The 17,604-nt window shown below is 37.3% G+C and carries 19 protein-coding genes; 16 read left to right on the top strand and 3 right to left on the bottom strand.

Features of this window, described 5'->3' with window-relative positions; translation table 11 throughout:
* Nucleotides 1-98: 98 nt before the first annotated feature.
* Complete coding sequence (locus tag A5888_RS12755; RefSeq protein ID WP_339101642.1) at nt 99-827, top strand: hypothetical protein; 729 nt, start codon at nt 99-101, stop codon at nt 825-827.
* Nucleotides 828-925: 98 nt separating this feature from the next.
* On the opposite strand, the gene A5888_RS12750 is transcribed toward A5888_RS12755, so the two are convergent.
* Nucleotides 926-1,258: a helix-turn-helix domain-containing protein gene (locus A5888_RS12750; RefSeq protein WP_086348429.1), complete on the bottom strand. Its 333-nt coding sequence runs from the start codon at nt 1,256-1,258 to the stop codon at nt 926-928.
* 127 nt (nt 1,259-1,385) lie between these two features.
* Here A5888_RS12750 and A5888_RS12745 point away from each other — a divergent pair, with 127 nt between their 5' ends.
* From A5888_RS12745 to A5888_RS12700, 10 genes are all read left to right on the top strand, one after another.
* The gene (locus tag A5888_RS12745; protein WP_086348428.1) at nt 1,386-1,595 is read left to right on the top strand and encodes a helix-turn-helix transcriptional regulator; all 210 of its coding nucleotides are present in this window, start codon (nt 1,386-1,388) and stop codon (nt 1,593-1,595) included.
* Nucleotides 1,596-1,601: 6 nt separating this feature from the next.
* Nucleotides 1,602-2,126: a hypothetical protein gene (locus tag A5888_RS12740; protein WP_086348427.1), complete on the top strand. Its 525-nt coding sequence runs from the start codon at nt 1,602-1,604 to the stop codon at nt 2,124-2,126.
* Between the two features lie 645 nt (nt 2,127-2,771).
* Nucleotides 2,772-4,226 carry an IS21 family transposase gene (gene istA, locus A5888_RS12735; protein ID WP_086348506.1) on the top strand — a complete coding sequence of 485 codons (1,455 nt, stop codon included), beginning with the start codon at nt 2,772-2,774 and terminating at the stop codon, nt 4,224-4,226.
* Nucleotides 4,223-4,954 carry an IS21-like element helper ATPase IstB gene (istB, locus tag A5888_RS12730; RefSeq protein ID WP_086347227.1) on the top strand — a complete coding sequence of 244 codons (732 nt, stop codon included), beginning with the start codon at nt 4,223-4,225 and terminating at the stop codon, nt 4,952-4,954. Before istA ends, istB begins: the two co-directional genes overlap by 4 nt.
* Before the next feature lie 42 nt (nt 4,955-4,996).
* Nucleotides 4,997-5,329 carry a hypothetical protein gene (locus A5888_RS12725; protein ID WP_339101641.1) on the top strand — a complete coding sequence of 111 codons (333 nt, stop codon included), beginning with the start codon at nt 4,997-4,999 and terminating at the stop codon, nt 5,327-5,329.
* On the top strand, nt 5,326-5,700 hold the full coding sequence (locus A5888_RS12720) for a hypothetical protein (protein WP_339101640.1): 375 nt from the start codon (nt 5,326-5,328) through the stop codon (nt 5,698-5,700). The genes A5888_RS12725 and A5888_RS12720 overlap by 4 nt, the downstream gene beginning before the upstream one ends.
* 529 nt (nt 5,701-6,229) lie before the next feature.
* A complete protein-coding gene (locus A5888_RS12715) occupies nt 6,230-7,054 on the top strand; it encodes a hypothetical protein (RefSeq protein WP_339101639.1) in 825 nt (274 codons plus the stop codon).
* Nucleotides 7,055-8,021: 967 nt separating this feature from the next.
* Complete coding sequence (locus A5888_RS12710) at nt 8,022-8,471, top strand: DUF2798 domain-containing protein (protein WP_086348902.1); 450 nt, start codon at nt 8,022-8,024, stop codon at nt 8,469-8,471.
* Nucleotides 8,472-8,489: 18 nt separating this feature from the next.
* Complete coding sequence (locus A5888_RS12705; RefSeq protein WP_170924726.1) at nt 8,490-9,047, top strand: TetR/AcrR family transcriptional regulator; 558 nt, start codon at nt 8,490-8,492, stop codon at nt 9,045-9,047.
* Nucleotides 9,048-9,259: 212 nt separating this feature from the next.
* Nucleotides 9,260-10,516 carry an MFS transporter gene (locus tag A5888_RS12700; protein WP_086348425.1) on the top strand — a complete coding sequence of 419 codons (1,257 nt, stop codon included), beginning with the start codon at nt 9,260-9,262 and terminating at the stop codon, nt 10,514-10,516.
* Between the two features lie 49 nt (nt 10,517-10,565).
* Here the strand turns inward: A5888_RS12700 and A5888_RS12695 are convergent, their stop codons facing one another.
* Complete coding sequence (locus A5888_RS12695; RefSeq protein WP_086348424.1) at nt 10,566-10,913, bottom strand: winged helix-turn-helix transcriptional regulator; 348 nt, start codon at nt 10,911-10,913, stop codon at nt 10,566-10,568.
* Nucleotides 10,914-11,101: 188 nt separating this feature from the next.
* Here A5888_RS12695 and A5888_RS12690 point away from each other — a divergent pair, with 188 nt between their 5' ends.
* Nucleotides 11,102-11,998: an aldo/keto reductase gene (locus tag A5888_RS12690; RefSeq protein WP_212647185.1), complete on the top strand. Its 897-nt coding sequence runs from the start codon at nt 11,102-11,104 to the stop codon at nt 11,996-11,998.
* Between the two features lie 68 nt (nt 11,999-12,066).
* Here the strand turns inward: A5888_RS12690 and A5888_RS12685 are convergent, their stop codons facing one another.
* Complete coding sequence (locus A5888_RS12685) at nt 12,067-12,495, bottom strand: hypothetical protein (protein ID WP_086348422.1); 429 nt, start codon at nt 12,493-12,495, stop codon at nt 12,067-12,069.
* 431 nt (nt 12,496-12,926) lie between these two features.
* On the opposite strand from A5888_RS12685, the gene A5888_RS12680 reads away from it, so the two are divergent.
* The 4 genes from A5888_RS12680 (at nt 12,927) to radA (ending at nt 17,510) form a co-directional block, all read left to right on the top strand.
* The gene (locus tag A5888_RS12680; protein WP_086348421.1) at nt 12,927-13,370 is read left to right on the top strand and encodes an ArpU family phage packaging/lysis transcriptional regulator; all 444 of its coding nucleotides are present in this window, start codon (nt 12,927-12,929) and stop codon (nt 13,368-13,370) included.
* Nucleotides 13,371-13,760: 390 nt separating this feature from the next.
* A complete protein-coding gene (locus A5888_RS12675; protein WP_086348420.1) occupies nt 13,761-15,140 on the top strand; it encodes a hypothetical protein in 1,380 nt (459 codons plus the stop codon).
* Nucleotides 15,141-15,443: 303 nt separating this feature from the next.
* Nucleotides 15,444-15,920, top strand: coding sequence for a hypothetical protein (locus A5888_RS12670; RefSeq protein WP_086348419.1), 477 nt, complete (start codon nt 15,444-15,446; stop codon nt 15,918-15,920).
* A gap of 219 nt (nt 15,921-16,139) precedes the next feature.
* A complete protein-coding gene (gene radA, locus A5888_RS12665; RefSeq protein ID WP_086348418.1) occupies nt 16,140-17,510 on the top strand; it encodes a DNA repair protein RadA in 1,371 nt (456 codons plus the stop codon).
* Nucleotides 17,511-17,604 lie beyond the last annotated feature (94 nt).

The raw sequence follows: 17,604 nt of genomic DNA, 5'->3' as shown, positions 1-17,604 counted from the left end.
AACCTAGTGCAGATACTATTCAGAGTTACTATTCGTAACCCTTCATAGTAATAGTGAATACAAAAACTAAAAAACGGACAAGAAAGAAGGAAAAAGATTTGCCAAAATTAAAAAAAAGAAGAAGTCTTAATGACAAATTAGTGAAGAAGCTTTTATGGAAAGCTAGACATTCTGAGTTTTATCAGTATTCTTTTAAAAAGCTTTACACTGTAGCTGGTGAAAAAGGTTGTTGGAATAAAAAACGAACTCAAGATGAGTTTAACCATCAGCTTTGTGATGAAATGATGCTGGGGAAACAAAGATTTTTTGAACAAGGATACAGTATTTTTGACGATGGATATGAACGGTTTTTACTTAGTAACTCTCCGGAGAGTCAGATAGCAATGAATAATATTGTGTCTAATGCTCGGTCAAGAACGATGAAGCATTATATTCAAGAAGAGGAAGGTAAGATAGGTAAAAATCAAAAAGAAATACAGAAAGAGTTCGACGAAAGATACAACTATCTATCTGAAGAAAGTAAAACGGCAATAAAAAAAGGTCGAAAGTCTGGAATAAATAGGTATAAAAAACCTATGATTTTTTTGGAGTTCGAAAAAAAACATAGCAATTTGAAAGATAACACAGTAGATTGTCAAGCTGATATTGAGTTGGAAGAGGTTATAATGAATAAGCTTGCTGAGAAGGACAAACTACTTCTGTATGCTTTTATGAAATTTTCGGAAGAGGAGATTGCGGAGAACGAAAGTATTCAACTTGATTCAGTAATGAGAGAGAAACGACGATTGAGAGATAAGATACAGCGGCTTCGAAACAATGAAGATTAACACAATCTTTTCAATGTCGATATTTTTAGCATTGTCTATTGCTTGAAAATAAAATAAAGCCGGAGTTTCCAAATTATGAAGGATACTCCGGCTTTTTATTATGGTTTGAAAGTTGTTCTTTCCGCTTCTTGTTTTTTTAATAGTTTCATATACTCAATTGTTTGTTTTGTATCTTCGAGGGTTAGAGAGCGATAGAGAGCAAGAAACTCTTCTTCTGATTCGACTACATCTTTATCCAGAAAATGGCTTACAGGGGTTCCCAAAGCCTTTGAGAGAGCTGTTAAGCTTTCTAAGCTAGGTTCGGTTACCGAAGTCTCCCATCGTGTGACAGCCTGCTGGGTTGAATGGATTCTCTTAGCTAGTTGTTTCTGCGTCCACCCTAAAGCCCGGCGTCTCTCTCTAATTGTTTTAGCATATTGCTTTTGTTTCATTCGATACACCTCTCTTTTGTAATGATACAACAACTTGTTGTTTTTATTGATAATAAACAATGAAAAACTATATAATGAGTTGAAATACATCAAGTTGTTGTTTATAATGATACTGAGGAGTGAGCAGATGAAAAAGAGTAGCAAGCTTAGTCAATTTAGAGAAGCGAAAGGAATTTCTCAGATAGAATTAGCGGAAAAAATGGATGTAACACAACAGTGTATCAGTTCATGGCAAACTGGACGAACGGTTCCTAAGCCTTTCCAAATGAAGCAGTTATCGGAGATTTTAGATGTATCAATAGATGAGCTTTTTTATGAAGAATTTAATAATAGGTGAGTGTAGATGAAAAAGTACTTATTAGCCAGTACATTGTTAATAGTCTTATTACTATCTGGCTGTGGCAAGATGGACAATAAGGAGGTAATAAAATCTACAAATGATGAACCAAATGAAAGTCGGACATTCTTAGAATCGATTACGAATACTAGTACAGTAGAATCATCATATCAAGTGATGTCTGGAGAAGAGACTATAGAAACTACAACACTAGAAACAGCTAATCTGGGTACTATATACTATGAAAACCTAGACACAGCTGACCCGATTCAAGCTAAAGCGAAGTATTTCGGATGCTACATTGAAGACGATGGAACAACAGTGAATTTTATTCCATCAATGTCAGCAACAGTTCAAAACTTACAGCTTTATATGTCTGGAAATGGCAACGAAGACTACTACAATGATTTTCTAACAGGAGCTATAGAAGTTAGTCTCTTAACTGATGGTAAGCCTATAAACATCTATAACGTTGGATTAGGTGAAGTGATTATTACGGCTATAGATGGGATTGTAATTTATAGTATTTAATCATGGGAATAACCCCACCCCGTGCTTTTCTGACCGTACCTATTCACCTCCAGTAACTACAAATAAGTTACTTGGGGTGTGTTTTTCTTCGGGTTTTCGAATCCGGCTATGTTAAATGCTATCTGAAATGAAACAAAAAACTCTTATAAATGTTGATATATATAGTTTTTTCTGTTTCAGATAGTCATTTTCAATAAAGTAGTTTTTTGCTAATTTTGACCGTTTATATCACTAAATAGTGTTGTTTTTTATGAAAAAAATGATATGCATGTTTCATTTACATATGAAATCAGAGAGGGGCAAGAGAATGCAATTAGTAATGACAAAGGCACCGAAGAATATGGAAATTAAAAAGATGGGATTATATATAATACTAATAACAGTTATAGCTGTACTAGCTGGCTGTGGTAACAATAGTAAAAGTCTACAAGGGTATTGGAAGAGTACCGACGAACAAGGTCAAGTGTACCATATGGAAATTAGTAAAAATACTTTACACTTTCTAGCGGGTAACCAATATGTGTTTATGCTAGTTTAAAAAGGGGCCACTTTTCATAGAAACGATGGTTGAAAAAGGGACCACTACTAACTCACAATAAGTAAAGAATCAATTTACTTATTGGAGGTCTTGGAGTGATAACTTTTATGGATAAATTAACAATCATTCGTCTGCTGGAAGGTGGCCGTTCTCAACGTTCTGTTGCGAAAGAACTGGGTCTCAATCGAAAAACTGTTGGTCGTTACTGGCGGCAGTATCAAGCAGCACAACGATCATTGGAACAAGATCCTGCCAATCCGATAAAAAAAGAGCAGTTAACGGCTCCACCAACTTATCAAACAGAGAATAGGCAACCTAGAAAATATACACCTGAAATCGACCAACGGGTCGAAGAAATTCTCGCATTTGATCAATTAAAAGCCAAACAGCTTGGTCCTCATAAACAACGATTGACCACTGTAGCGATTCACGAAATGTTGGTATCAGAAGGGTTTGATATTGGACAGAGTACATTACGTCCATATATTCGAGAAAAACTTCAAGCAAAAAAAGAGGCGTATATCAAGCAGCTTTACCCATTGGGTTATCGAACCGAGTTTGATTTTGGTGAAGTAAAATGTCTGATCAACCAACAAAAGAGAACATTGACGATCGCGGTATTCTCTTGCCCAGCTTCTGGTTACCGCTGGGGAAAGCTCTATGAATCTGCCAACCAACAGGTTTTCTTGGATGCCCATATTTGTTTCTTTGAACAGCTTCAGGGTGTTTACTCTACGGTTGTTTATGACAATATGCGAAACGTAGTGAAACGCTTTGTCGGCCGACATGAGAAGGAACTCAATGACGAGTTAGTGAAAATGGCTCTTTATTATCGCTTTGAGCCAGTGGTGACCAATCCCTTCAGCGGCCATGAAAAGGGACACGTAGAGAAAAGTGTGCAGGTTTTACGCCGAAAAGCGTTCACAAAACAGTATGAGTTTGAATCGATTGGACATGCCCAAAAACATTTAGATCAAGCTATACTTGAATTAAACTTAGACTCGACGATCGCTGTGGAACAGGCACAATTACAGCCGCTCCGAGGATTTTATGACTACGGTATCACTACAAAGCAAACCGTAGATAAATATAGTTTTGTCCATGTGAATGGCAACTACTATTCCGTTCCAGATTATCTGGTTGGTCAGAAAGTCATCGTGAAACGTTATCTCAATGAACTGAAAATTGTCGGTTCCAGCCAGATTATCGCGACACACCTTATTCAGAAGGGAGAAAAGCAATACTCGATCGATATTCGTCATTATTTAACGACTTTTTTACGGAAGCCTAAGTCATTGGAACACTCGCTTGTTTTGAAGAAGACACCTAAGTTGCGGCATTGTTTTCTTCAGTATTATCAAAAGACCCCGCGTAGATTTCTTCAATTTATTGAAAATCATTTAAGTATCTCTTTGGATCAATTGATCATCCAGTTAGAAGAAGAAGCGTTGAAAGACCATAAGGTCTCTAAAACACCACCTAGTCGAGCGGTAAATGAAGCGAGAAACCAACTGCAGGAATATAATCTGATCCACCAAGTGAGAAAGGCGGCCAATAAATGATCGAAGCATATGCCAAGCAATTAAAATTACCTTATCTGAAGAAAAACTATTCCACTTTACTCCAGCAAGCGATCGACCTGGATCAAAATTTTGAGGAGTTTCTTACACAGCTGCTTACGTTAGAGATTGAACAGCGGCAAAACAATCGGATTCAAACACTGATTCGTCAATCAAAATTGCCAAGTAAAGTGACGTTCGATGACTACATGGACAGTCATTTAGAAGTGAAAATGAAGAAACAAATCAAAGAGTTGAAAACATTACGATTCATCGATCAAAAAGAGAATCTTATTTTAATGGGCAATCCTGGCGTTGGGAAAACCCATTTAGCAACTGTTCTCGGAATGGAAGCCTGTCTTTCCGGAAAAAGTGTCCTCTTTACGAATATCCCTAACTTGGTCATCGAACTAAAAGAATCCATGAGTGCGAACCAGTTGAATTTTTATAAGCGCCGGTTTGGCAAATACGACTTAGTTATTCTAGATGAATTAGGTTATGTGTCATTTGATCAAATAGGAAGCGAGATTCTCTTTAATCTTCTCTCGAATCGAACGACTGCCGGCTCGATGATCATCACGACGAACCTGTCCTTCGATCGCTGGGAAGAAACCTTTAAAGATCCAATGCTTACAGCAGCAATGGTGGACCGTTTGGCCCATCGGGCTCATGTGTTGGATCTCAGTGGTCCATCTTTTCGTGTAGAAGATACAAAGAAATGGCTAAACTAATTTTTGGCCCCTTTTTGAATCATCCAGTGGCCCCTTTTTCAGTTGCGTTTAACACAATATGTGGAATATAATTATAAAGATACAAGTACAAAAAATACAAAGCTTATAGAAGCCACAAACGAGGATAAAAGCACTTTTATCTCACTAGGAGAAGCTACAAACCCGAAAGATGGTTCTTTAAAGATGGTTATTGCTAGTGGTAGTAATAGCGCCATGTTAAATTTTACTCGTATTGACAAGGCAGATAGTCCATTAAAAGACAATAAGAGTAGCGGGGGTATAAGCTTCTCAAAAGTTCTTATATACTCTTTAATCAGTATTAGTGTTATTGCCTATATACAGCATAAGAAAAAGCCAAAGGGGGGTACACCATGACGAAGCAAGAAGGACATACAAAAATAATGCTTATAGGGTTAGCGGTTATTTTAATAATACTACTATTAAGTGGTTGCAGTAAAAGTGAATTTGATGGATTTTATAGGGAGTTCGGTGTAAGTTCTACAGATAACCCTATTGAGTTACGTATTAAGGGAACAAAAGTAACTTATTTTTATGAAGGGAAGCCGACAACAAAAGATGGAACAATCGTAGACTATAAAGACGTGAAAGCAATCAGTACAACCTCAGTATATTCTAATGGGGATGTTATTATCACGAAAGATAAAAATAATGATAAATTATTGTATGTATCCTTTTTAGATACTGGTTTCTATACCAAATTTATTGTAAGTAAGGATACTAGATAGAAGGGTACATATAGAATTTATACTTAAGATGATGTAAAGGTAAGGCATGGAAGCTTTAAAGCTAGTAATTTCTAAAAAGAAATAGGACAAAATCGACTTTGTCCTGTTTTGCTTTCTCAGCGGGTATTTTTTGACTCCGTTTCTGACTCCGTCTTATTGATTTTAGTTGAGTTTAAATGACTAGTTAGACCAGTCATTTTTCTATTTATATTACCATATAACTTGCTTTGAACTCTAATGATATCAAGTCTTGAGACTATATCGAACAGGGGAAGATTGCGAAGGTAGAGACAAAAAAGATCTAAACATATAAAGAGATAGCGAGTAAAAATGACTTCTAGTTGCTAGAGGTCATTTTTATTTGCTAGAATCAATATCAATTATTTCAAGTTTTAGTTGCTTCGCAAATTATTATTTATTATCCTGATAAAAATTACTTATTGTTCTTTATTTTTATTTAAATATAGTTTTAGTTTTATTTTTATGATAAAATTATAATCTAAATGAAAAAATAAAGGAGAATAAAGAAATGAAAAAAAGTTTTAAACTGTTGAGTGTCGTTGGTTTGGGTCTTTTAGCAATATCGGTTGGAAATGGGCTGCTGGCTTCAGCAGAATATGGGAATGAAAATCGAGATCATTCTCCCTATGCGTATATTCCTGATTATGATCTAAGAGAAATGCTTGCCCACATGAGTGGTGTTCGCTCAGATGAAATTTACGAAGAATACGGGTTGATAGAAAAAGATGTATTAAGAGATCTAACAAGAAAGTATGATGATGAATCAGGTGCATATAGTTTAGAAGGCCTTCAATATTTGGAGAATATTACTGAGTATGCTTCTGAAGGATCAGAAGCGGTTGACTATAGACCATTGGAGAAGCTGACTAAATTAAAAGAATTTAAAGATTGGCATGCCCCGGCGTATTCTATTGACTTTTTTCAAAATATGAATCAGCTGGAGGAAATTTATTTGGAATTGGGCGTTGGCATGGACGAAGGGGATACTTCTCTTAGACCGATTTTAGATTTAACGGTCCTAAATCCATTGACTAACCTAACGAGTTTGACTATTTTGGAAGAAGCACGATATAGCCAAACAATTGTTCTAAAAAATGGCATGACTCAGTATCAATTGGTAGATCCGGTTATTTTGTCAAATCATTTTGGCGATACTGAGGTAGAGTATGAATCGAACGATGAGGGTTTTACTTGTGAGAATGGTATTTTGAGTTGGAATAACTTGAGCAGTGATACGACAGAATTGAGATACAGTTGGAACGCGAGAAGTGATACAGACGAAGGCTACTTCAATTTTTCTGGAGAAGCAATTGTCCCTCTACATTGGAAATAGAACTATAGTATTTATTTAAAATAGCTCATAAAGCAGATTGCATTTTTGAACAGTTATGACTGTCTAAAAATGCGGTTTGTTTTTTTGCATAGGTTTAAAATATTTATTCATTTGATTGGATTTAGAAATAAAATAGTCGAGTCCTTTTGAGACGAAATAGATGAATTATTTTTGTTACACAAAAAAAGATGAATGGAATGTTGAATACAGAGGGACCTGAGAGCTATGAGTAAAATAACTAATAGAAATTAATGCGGTCATTTCCTATCTACTACATAGTAGCTATCGTTAGGTATGAGATTCTTCCATTTGTTTCATGTGAAACATTTTGAATTGGACAACAAGATAGTTCAATTAAAAGAACATACTTATTTTCTATTCACACATATAAAACACGCTTAAAATAGTTTATTTTGGTTTTTTAGAAAAAAATAGATGACAAAAAATAAACTCTATGTTATTATTACGTTACAAAGAGACAGGAGGGGTGTACATGTCATTCATTAGTGGTGTTGTTCAATACTGGTTAAGCGCAACTTTGAACTTTTTCAACTTATTCTTCTAATTAAATAACCGAATAATTGAATGTTCTGCGACCGGAAAAATATTTTCGGTCTTTTTTTATGCGCTATTCTCTGAGAAATGACAATACGGTTAGGGAAGGACCTTTTAGTGTGGAACAGTCTTTTTTTTACATGAAAGTCTGCTACTAAGGGTGTGCAGAAAAAAAGTATTATTTCAAGAAAAAAATGCTTACGAAGATGCTTGATTTTTGATACCATAGTAGACGCTGCTCAAAAAGATGTATAAACCTTGTTTTATTGGGAAACCGCTTGAAATAGTGTGAAGCGGTATTTCAAGCAGATGGTAACTATCTATTTGAAAGAAGATACTTTTTTGAAAGAGGTATGGATAGATAGTCGTACAAACTCATGTAGCAGTATAAAAGATAGAGGAGAGAATGATTTTGCCAACAAATAAAAAAGAAAGTATTATTTTTACATTGATGATGTGTACAATGATGGTTTTTGGAATGAGTGTTTATAATACATTCCTACATAAAGGGATGGGAGGAATGACGCCATCCGAAATTTTACCGGGCTTTTTACCCGCATTTTTAGTTGCTTTGGTACTAGATGTTTTAATTGTGGGACCGTTCGCAAAAAATATTGCGTTTAAGCTATTAGGAAAAAATAAGGGGAAAATGCCTCTGACAGCGTTGGTGATCTCCGGGTGTATGGTTTTAGGGATGGTTCTGTGCATGTCATTATTTGGTTTGATCATGCAGCAAAATTTTTCAGGAAATGTATTGATTAACTATCTTCAAGCGATGAGTCTAAATGCTGTATGTGCCTTTCCTTTGCAGCTTTTGATTGTGGGTCCTGTTTCCAGATATTTTCTGAGGACAATTCAGTAAGGGTGTTGATGTGTGCAGATGAGTATCAAGGATTTAAGGTATAGGCGAACAGAACAGCTGCTCTGTGGTTCGTTGTTCGACCTTTTAGAAGAGAAGAATTTTAATGACGTGAAAATCAGTGAGCTAACAAATAGAGCAGGGATTTCAAGGCAGGCATTCTATTCTCATTATGAAGACAAATATGATTTTCTTGATCACTTGAATCATCTATTGATTATTCAGCTGCAAAGCTTTCTTTTGATCAAAATGAAGAATCCTAGAAGAATCGCCTTGTTGATTGCGGTGTTTGACCACCTTTTAAAGGACAGAGAGTTTTGCTTGAAGATTAAACGTTTATACGCGGTGAATCAAACGATTCAGGAACCAAATTTTGACTGCTTGGAGCGTCGATTGGAGAAGCTTTTTTCCTCGTACTTTGACGGGCATAGTTGGAAGACGGATTGTTATTGTCAGACCGAGTATTTTCATGAATTCTTAGGAAAGACGATCACACATGCTTTGCTCAGCGCAATTAGCAATAATAGTGAGATACCTTTGAGAATCTTACATACGCACCTGTGTCTATTTGATTGTTGATGCTAGATAAATAGGCAATAAGAGTGGTTATTAGCTCGGTAAAATGGCAAGGACCTATGAGGTCTTACGCTGTTTACCGGGTTTTTTCGGGCTAAAGTACCAGAGAAGTTCATGCTACAGGCTGAACGAGGAAAGCAAAAGAAATGTTACACTGAAAGGGTGGAAAAACGGATGTTATTGTTGGGGAATAACGACAGGATAAGGAGATAGGGATGAAAAAAGAACAGAGGAACATTTTATATTTGGTATTGGGGCAGTTTATTTCAGTTTTTGGTGGAGCGATTTTACGTTTTGCGTTGTCACTTTATGTGTTAGACCAGACGGGTCGCGCAGATATTTTTGCTACAGTGTTGGCGATATCTAGTATTCCAGTCTTGTTTTCGCCAATTGGCGGAGCGATTGCGGACCGTTTTGACCGACGAATGTTGATGGTATTGATGGATGTAGCGAATGCAGTCTTAGCGGTATTGCTGTTTCTCGTTTTAGGAACTAGCCAGTCGATTTTGTTGATAGGTATTTTATTGTTTGTTTTATCAGCTGTAGGCAGTTTGGATACACCTGTCGTAACAGCGAGTATCCCTTTGTTAGTAAAGGAAAGCGAACTGGAAAAAATCAATGGGTTGGTCAATGGTGTTCTTTCCATGTCGAATGTTGTTGCACCGATCATTGGTGGTGTTCTTTACAGCTTCATGGGTGCACAAATGATGGTAGCTAGCAGTATAGTTTTCTTTATTCTTGCAGCTATAATCGAAACATTTATCCGTATCCCATTCCAAAAGAGAGCAATGGAAAAAGGTATGGTAAAGACCCTACAAGCAGATTTAGTTGATGGATTTCGTGAAGTTCGTAATAATAAGGTTATTTTGAAAACAATCTTTATTGCTGCACTGATCAACTTTGTTTTGACACCATTCTTTATCGTTGGAACACCAATTATTTTAAGAGTAGTATTGCAGGTCAATGATTCTGTATATGGTATTGGTATGTCGCTATTTAGTTTAGCCAATATTTTAGGTGCTGTGTTTGCGGGTCCTTTGACGAAGAAACTGAAATTCAGTAACTTCTATTGGACATTTACAATTTCCGGTCTGCTATTGATTGTTATGAATCTAGGCTTAACGTTTGCCGGCAGTGGAACAGGTAGCATGATTGGTTTCATGTTCTTTGTGGTTACCGGTGTTCCGATTGGTATGTTAATGAGCAGTATCTCAATCTACTTAATTGCAGTTGTTCAACGAATCACACCAACAGAAAATATCGGCAAAGTCATGGCAACAATTATTGCAGTTGCACAGTGTGCAGTTCCTTTGGGACAAATGATGATCGGTTTGTTATTCAAGCAAACAACGACTAGTGTGTTTCTGCCAGTGATGTGTATAGCAGCTATTGTCCTTTTGGTTTCTTATCTATGCTACTACTTGTTTAAGGAAACAAAGGATTCAGATGTACAGGTTGCAAGAGAGCCATAATTAAAAATCTTGTAATAGTCTAGGAAAAATAGACTATTACAAGATTTTTTTATTTACTGAAATCATCCACTTGTTCTTGGTAGGTTTCACCCCAAGATTCCATCGCGCGCATTACTGGAATGAAGGTTTTCCCCAGTTCACTTAAGCGATAGTCTACTTTGGGTGGTACGGTATTATAGACTGTTCGAATCACTAAATGATTTTCTTGAAGTTCTTTCAAATGCTGTGTCAGCATTTTCTGTGTGAGTGTAGGATCTTCAAAGGCGGCCTTTAATTCACTGAAACGCAGAACAGAATGCTCTGCAAGAAACCAGATGATTGAAAGCTTCCATTTTCCTGCCATGATTCGTTGTGTTGTTACTAAGGGACAAGTGTCTTCCCAGTCCATCTGTTTCATCTGTAGACCTCCGTTTTCATGGGCTAAAGCTACTGATTGGATGCATGGTAGCTTGCTTGCTCCTTTGATGGGACAAAGACCACTTTTTAGTAAGTATACCACAATAAAGTGCCTTCTTGCCGCAGTCTTTGACGGTCCCTTATACTAAGGATGAATCGTTATTCTTAAGAGAAAAGGGTGGGTAAATGATGCAGGTAACAACAATCGGATCAACACTAACTGTTAGCCGAATCGGTTTAGGCGCAATCAATTTTGGTACCAAAATTTCCGAACCAGACGCTTTTTCCCTGATGAACGAATATGTGGGTTTAGGTGGGAATTTTATTGATACAGCTAATAATTATGCGGTATGGAATGGCGGTGATGGAGGAGAGAGTGAGCGAACAATCGGGATGTGGCTCGCACAAAGAAACGATCGAGAAAAGCTGGTAATTGCAACAAAGCTTGGTGCCCTAAGCACTAGCTCTGGGAAAGGATTTTCTAATATGGAGGGACTGAGCAGAGAAACGATACTGCGCGCAGTAGACCGCTCCTTGAATCATTTGCAGACCACGATCGATTTACTGTACTTACATGTGGACGACTTTGCTACTCCTCAGGAAGAAACCATGGGAACATTAGCAGAGTTGGTTGAGCAAGGCTTAATAAAAGAGTTGGGTTGCAGCAATTTTTTTAGTTGGCGGACCGAACGTGCACGACAAATTTGCCAACAGTTTGACTGGCCTTTTTTCAGCGCTATTCAGCAACGATACAGTTATCTTTCTCCCGTGATGGATGCAGAGCTATTTCCCCAAGTAGCTTTGAATGCGGATATGAAAAGCTATTTAACGGAACATCCAGAGCTCAGGTTGGTTGCCTATTCGCCACTGCTAAAAGGGCAGTATAACACGTCAGAAATACTGAATCCTGTCTATGATACAGCTGCAAACAGACAGAAGCTGGAACAACTGCTAGCGACAGAAAAGAACCCGAATCGCTGGGTATTGGATCAGCTTACGAATGAGTTTGGTGGAAGTGTGGCATTGCTGACAACCTCATCGCTTCAGCATCTAAAAGAAGCGATGGGACCAGTTCGTGAATGTTAAGGCAGAAGGGCTAGTCCAAGTCAATATGTACGACTTAAGGGGAGCTGAACTATAAAAATTGTACGTACTCACTGAAGATTGTCTTCTTCATAAAGTGGTAAGTCAGACTGGTTTTGCTTTTGAATACTGATCCGTTTTCCTTCAAATTCATTTTTGTTGATCTCAGTCAGCTGGTCGGCTTCTTTTATGTAGAGCCAATAGCTGCTGCTGTCTTGTGCTCTAGCTTCAGTTAGCCAGATAACTCGGTCATTGTAATCATTCAAGGTATAGATACGAAATGTTAGCTCCTCACGTTCCTTCTGTTCGCTTGATAGAATAGTGTCTATTATATGTTCGACAATTTCTGAATCCTCCACATCATAAACCAGTTCATTCTTTTCGGAATTAAAAAGACTGGAGATAGCTGTAGAAGAAGAGCTTGCTAGTGTTTGCTCTTCCTGTTTTGGGGAACAGGCAGCTAGCAAGAATAATGCACTGATCAATAATAAAATGTTCATTTTCCATCCTCCGTTTGGGTACTCTAATTTCATCACTATTGTTATGGTAGCAGACGCAGAATGTGATTACTACAAATAATTTTTGCATATTTAAGGTTGGTTTAAGCTAAGCGAGGTATTCTATAGATACCCAATAACCAAACTTTTTCATTTAATACTTTCCTAACCCGATCTTGTAAATTTTATGAGATCGGGTTACCTTTTTTTAGTTTGGAACATCCATTTCTATTTTCAAAACTTTCGAAAACCTCTCATTTCTGTCATGCTGATAAAAGGATTATTCAGTGCTAGTAATAAGCTTTTGAATCATGTATAAAGCGAATTATTTTCGAATTTTCTTTACTTGGTTGAATGATAACATAAGCATACATAGCTAAGTGATTGGAAACTTTTTATAGATGTTTTCAACAGTATGAAAAGGAGTGACTCGTATGCTTATTTTCTTTGAAATAGACCAAAAGAAGACGAAAAGAAATGTCAAAAAACTTCTGGGCATGTATCCTCATTTTTTTCGTCGTGCACAGACATCATTAAAATTGAAAGTTACATCAAATTACTATATTACATTTGAAACAGCTTCGGGACAGGAGCTATCTGCTACATTCCCTGAATGCACGGATGCTGAATTAGAATTACAAAAGATAGTCAAAGGGATCGATAAATTAGATTTATTTGAGCGTCAGTTGGTTTACGATAAGTTTATTGACAGGAAAAAAACAAATGTGGCGCTTTGTATGAACTATCATATAAGCGAAAGTACATTCTATCGGAAAATGGATAAAGCTTTACTCCATTTTGCAGAATCCTACGATTGTGGTCGATTACTAGCAATAAAATATAAAGGTTATCAACAAAATCTAGAATCATATTTATAAAATCATACGTAAATAGGTATTAACGGAGTTAGTAGTCCTTTTCTAAATTTTGAGCCTTACTTAAGCGAACTGTTCGTGTCGCTTAAGTAGAGCTTATTTTCTTTTTTCAGATTCTGGCAAGATATTGCTAAATAAATAACTAAAAGGGACTATTGTTGTAATGATATGTTTCTTTATTGTACGTTTTGTTTTACAATGGATAGTAGTAAAGGAAAAGGGGAGCTTGTTACTGACGACAAACATAATTATGGGCTCGATCTCACTTAGATAAAATCTGTATAATAAGAATCATTTTGTTATTTTCACGAAAAGAAATAACGGTTTTTTTCGATTTTGTTTATCGACAATGATAGACTGTAAGTAGAAAAAGAAATAGAAGGAGTTGAAAAGATGCCCTCTACTAAGTCAGTGACACAAAAATTATTTCCAGCAGTGCCGTTTGTCCTGACAAACACGATCACGTTTGTCCCGTATTTAGTTTTTTTGACGATGCATACAGGTTCTGATATGGAAAGCGTATTACCCTTTGTTCTATTTTACACGGTGCGAATGACCGGGATTTTTTTATTGAAGAGTTTCCGTTTAGGTTTAGCAACGCTTCATGTCTTGCTTCTTTCTTTGATTTGCGGTGGGATCGGCAGCTTTTTTGGCATCCTAGGTGAGTGGTGGTACCCATGTTATTTTCTGTCAGCAGTACTGATCGGTTTAAGTGCAGCATGGCTTCCGCCAGCGAATACAACAATCAAGTACCAACGAAAAGAATTGAAAATCAAACAAGCAAAAACGAGTTTTTTTGATTTTGTTTTTCTGGTTGTTTTACTGGGGATATTTTTAAGTGCTTTAGTGTTCGATTTTCCAGGGAAAACAGTAGTTATTTTCACTGAATATACCCTTCTTTATTTAATTGCTTTTCGAGGAATCAGTGGTTATCCAATCCCAGATAGAAAAGTAGATAAAATCGATCAAAAAACATTTTTTATGAAAGAGTTTCTACTTTTTCTGGTGTATTTCATTTTATTGATCATCATTCGTCTAGCACGGGCGTTGTTCGATTCGAACTATCTGACTGTTGCAATGATGGGGTTTTCCGCTTTTTTGATTATTGCCGCCTGGTACATCAATAGTGTACATCACAAGTGGAAGCTGCCAATTTGGCTCAATATGCTTTCATTTATCAATGGCATGTGTATGAATTATATCCTGCTTTTTGGGACATTCTATACGGCGTTCTATTTCGGAAATAACAAAATTGCGTTATATCTGTATGTACCATATATATTGGGGATTTTGACCTCTAAGCTACTGATGCGGTATGTCTATCAAATGTTTGCTTTTCTTGATCGAGAAGTCATTCATATCATTGGACTAATCGGCTCTTTATTGCTGATGCTGTTACCTGTAATTTTCCCGATCGCTGTTTTTTTGTTCAGTTTCTTCATAAGCGGAACCAGCACTTATTTGAATCAATTATATGCTCAAAATGAAGAACTTCCTGAAAATCAGCAGATCATTATCAAATACACGACACAGGCAAAAGGAAGCATTACACATCAATTTTTGTTGATGACAGGTCTTTGGATCATGGTAAAAGAGTTTGGTCTTTCTATGAATACAGTCCTGCAGATTACTGCACATAAAAGCGGCGACTTACATGTTTTGAGGATTGTGGATACCATCCATTATCTGAGCATAGGTTTATTGCTCTACTTACTGTTTTTTATTTTATATGAGCGCTTATTCAAAAATAAAAAAATGCCGTTTGAAGAATAGTGACAGTCTCTGGAAAAGTAAAGAGAAAGCACTAAAAAAACGTATTATAGCTATAGGAGTTCGGATAACACAGAACGTTTTAGGTACGCTCAGATTATTAAGGAACAATTATCGAAAGGGTCTAGCTTCATGGGAAGTTCCGCTTTTTTTAATGCAACGAATGATTTCGTACGATTCCTATAATATGTTAAAATGAACATAAGTTCTTAAGAGAGCTGACAAGTATTGATTCTATTATTTAATCATGGAAAAGAACGGTGATGTTTTGTCACGTTTTTTAAGAGAAAAGGAGCAAACGCATTTATGAAGCAACGTGGTTTTGAAATTATTTCAGTGTATAACGAGCAGGAAATCAATCTACCGGAGCGTGCAACAACAGGTGCTGCCGGCTATGATTTTGAAGCTGCGGAAACAGTTATTGTCCCAAGTATTTGGCAGCAAAAAGAAAAAGGTGAGGCGCCAAAACCAACATTAGTTAAGACTGGTGTTAAGGCATTCATGGGTGAATCGGAGTATCTTGAATTGGTCAGTCGTTCCTCTAATCCGTTAAAACGCTTTTTGATGTTAGCGAATGGGGTTGGTGTGATCGATAGAGATTATTATAACAACACTGATAATGAGGGGCATATTATGTTTCAATTCTTGAACTTTGGCTATGAAGAGGTCCGCATTGAAAAGGGCGAACGAATTGGCCAAGGAATCTTTAAGAATTTTTTACTGGCGGATGACGACCATGTAGAAACGGAACGGACAGGTGGTTTTGGTTCTTCCGGACAATAATCTATCCAATCAAAAAATGTATGAGACTGGCGATGATTTTTATCGCTTTAATCAGAGCAAGTAGCTACTGATTGTGAGTGAACGATTTCATGAGCTCTCTATTAAATTAAAATCTCTTTAAACTTCAAGAGATAAACCCCAACTCTTAGTCTAAAAGGAACATAGTATGTTAAACTATTAACAGTTATGATGAAATAATTGTAAGCAGGGAGCTATCATATGGCAAAAAAAGCAAAAGTTCAGTTTGAATGTCAATCCTGCGGCTATATTTCTCCTAAATATTTAGGGCGTTGCCCAAACTGCGGGCAATGGAACTCTATGACTGAAGTAACGATCCAAGACACTACTGACAGACGGACGAGAGTCAGTCTTTCCGGAAAAAAAACACAGCCTCAGCGTTTAACAGAAATCGTACCAAAAAAGGAACCAAGAGTAGCAACAAAGCTTCCAGAGCTGAATCGAGTTTTAGGCGGCGGTGTTGTTCCAGGCTCATTAGTTCTGATTGGAGGCGATCCGGGTATTGGGAAATCAACACTGCTGTTGCAGGTTTCTCAACAGCTGACAGAGGTTGGCGGTAAGGTGCTCTATGTTTCCGGTGAAGAAAGTGCAGATCAGATTAAATTGCGAGCAGAGCGCTTAGGAAAAGCAAATGTTGATTTTTATCTTTATGCAGAAACAGATATGCATGAGATTGCTCGTGCAATCGAACAGCTTGAACCGGATTATGTAATCATTGATTCCATTCAGACGATGACTCAGCCGGATGTAACCAGTGTGGCCGGAAGTGTGAGTCAGGTAAGAGAAACGACCGCTGAGCTGTTGAAAATCGCTAAAACGAATGGCATTGCCATCTTTATTGTCGGACATGTGACAAAGGAAGGTTCGATTGCCGGTCCACGGATGCTAGAGCATATGGTTGATACGGTTCTCTATTTTGAAGGAGACAAGCACCACACCTTTCGAATCCTACGTGCGGTAAAAAATCGCTTTGGTTCGACGAATGAAATCGGTATTTTTGAAATGCGTGAGCAAGGACTGGAAGAGGTAGCGAATCCCTCTCAAGTTTTTCTGGAAGAACGATTGGATGGTGCGACTGGTTCGGCAATTGTTGTAGCGATGGAAGGTAGTCGACCGATTTTGGTCGAGGTGCAGGCACTGGTCACACCGACTGTATTTGGAAATGCCAAGCGAACAACAACTGGGTTAGACTTTAATCGTGTTTCTCTGATTATGGCTGTTCTGGAAAAACGGGCAAGTCTCTTGCTTCAAAGTCAGGATGCTTATTTGAAAGCAGCAGGTGGCGTGAAGTTGAATGAACCGGCTATCGATCTAGCAGTGGCAGTTAGTATTGCTTCAAGTTATAAAGAAAAGGGAACAAAGCCGACAGAGTGTTTTATCGGAGAAATCGGATTGACAGGTGAGGTCCGTCGCGTAAACAGTATCGAGCAGCGCGTAAAGGAAGCAGAAAAGCTCGGCTTCACCAAAGTATATATTCCTAAAAATAATTTAGGCGGTTGGGAACCTCCAAAAAACATCGAAATAATTGGTGTGGCGACGATAGGGGAAACCTTAAGAAAGGTCTTTCAATAACAATAGATTTTGTCATACAAAAAGAATATATATATAGAACGAAAGAGCTGAGACTGAGTATCGGTGAAAAAATCAAACACGAGCTCAGTCTCAT

The organism is Enterococcus sp. 9E7_DIV0242, from assembly GCF_002140975.2.
GTDB classification, from domain to species: Bacteria; Bacillota; Bacilli; order Lactobacillales; family Enterococcaceae; genus Enterococcus_L; species Enterococcus_L clewellii.
This window is presented reverse-complemented; position numbering and strand designations above follow the sequence as displayed.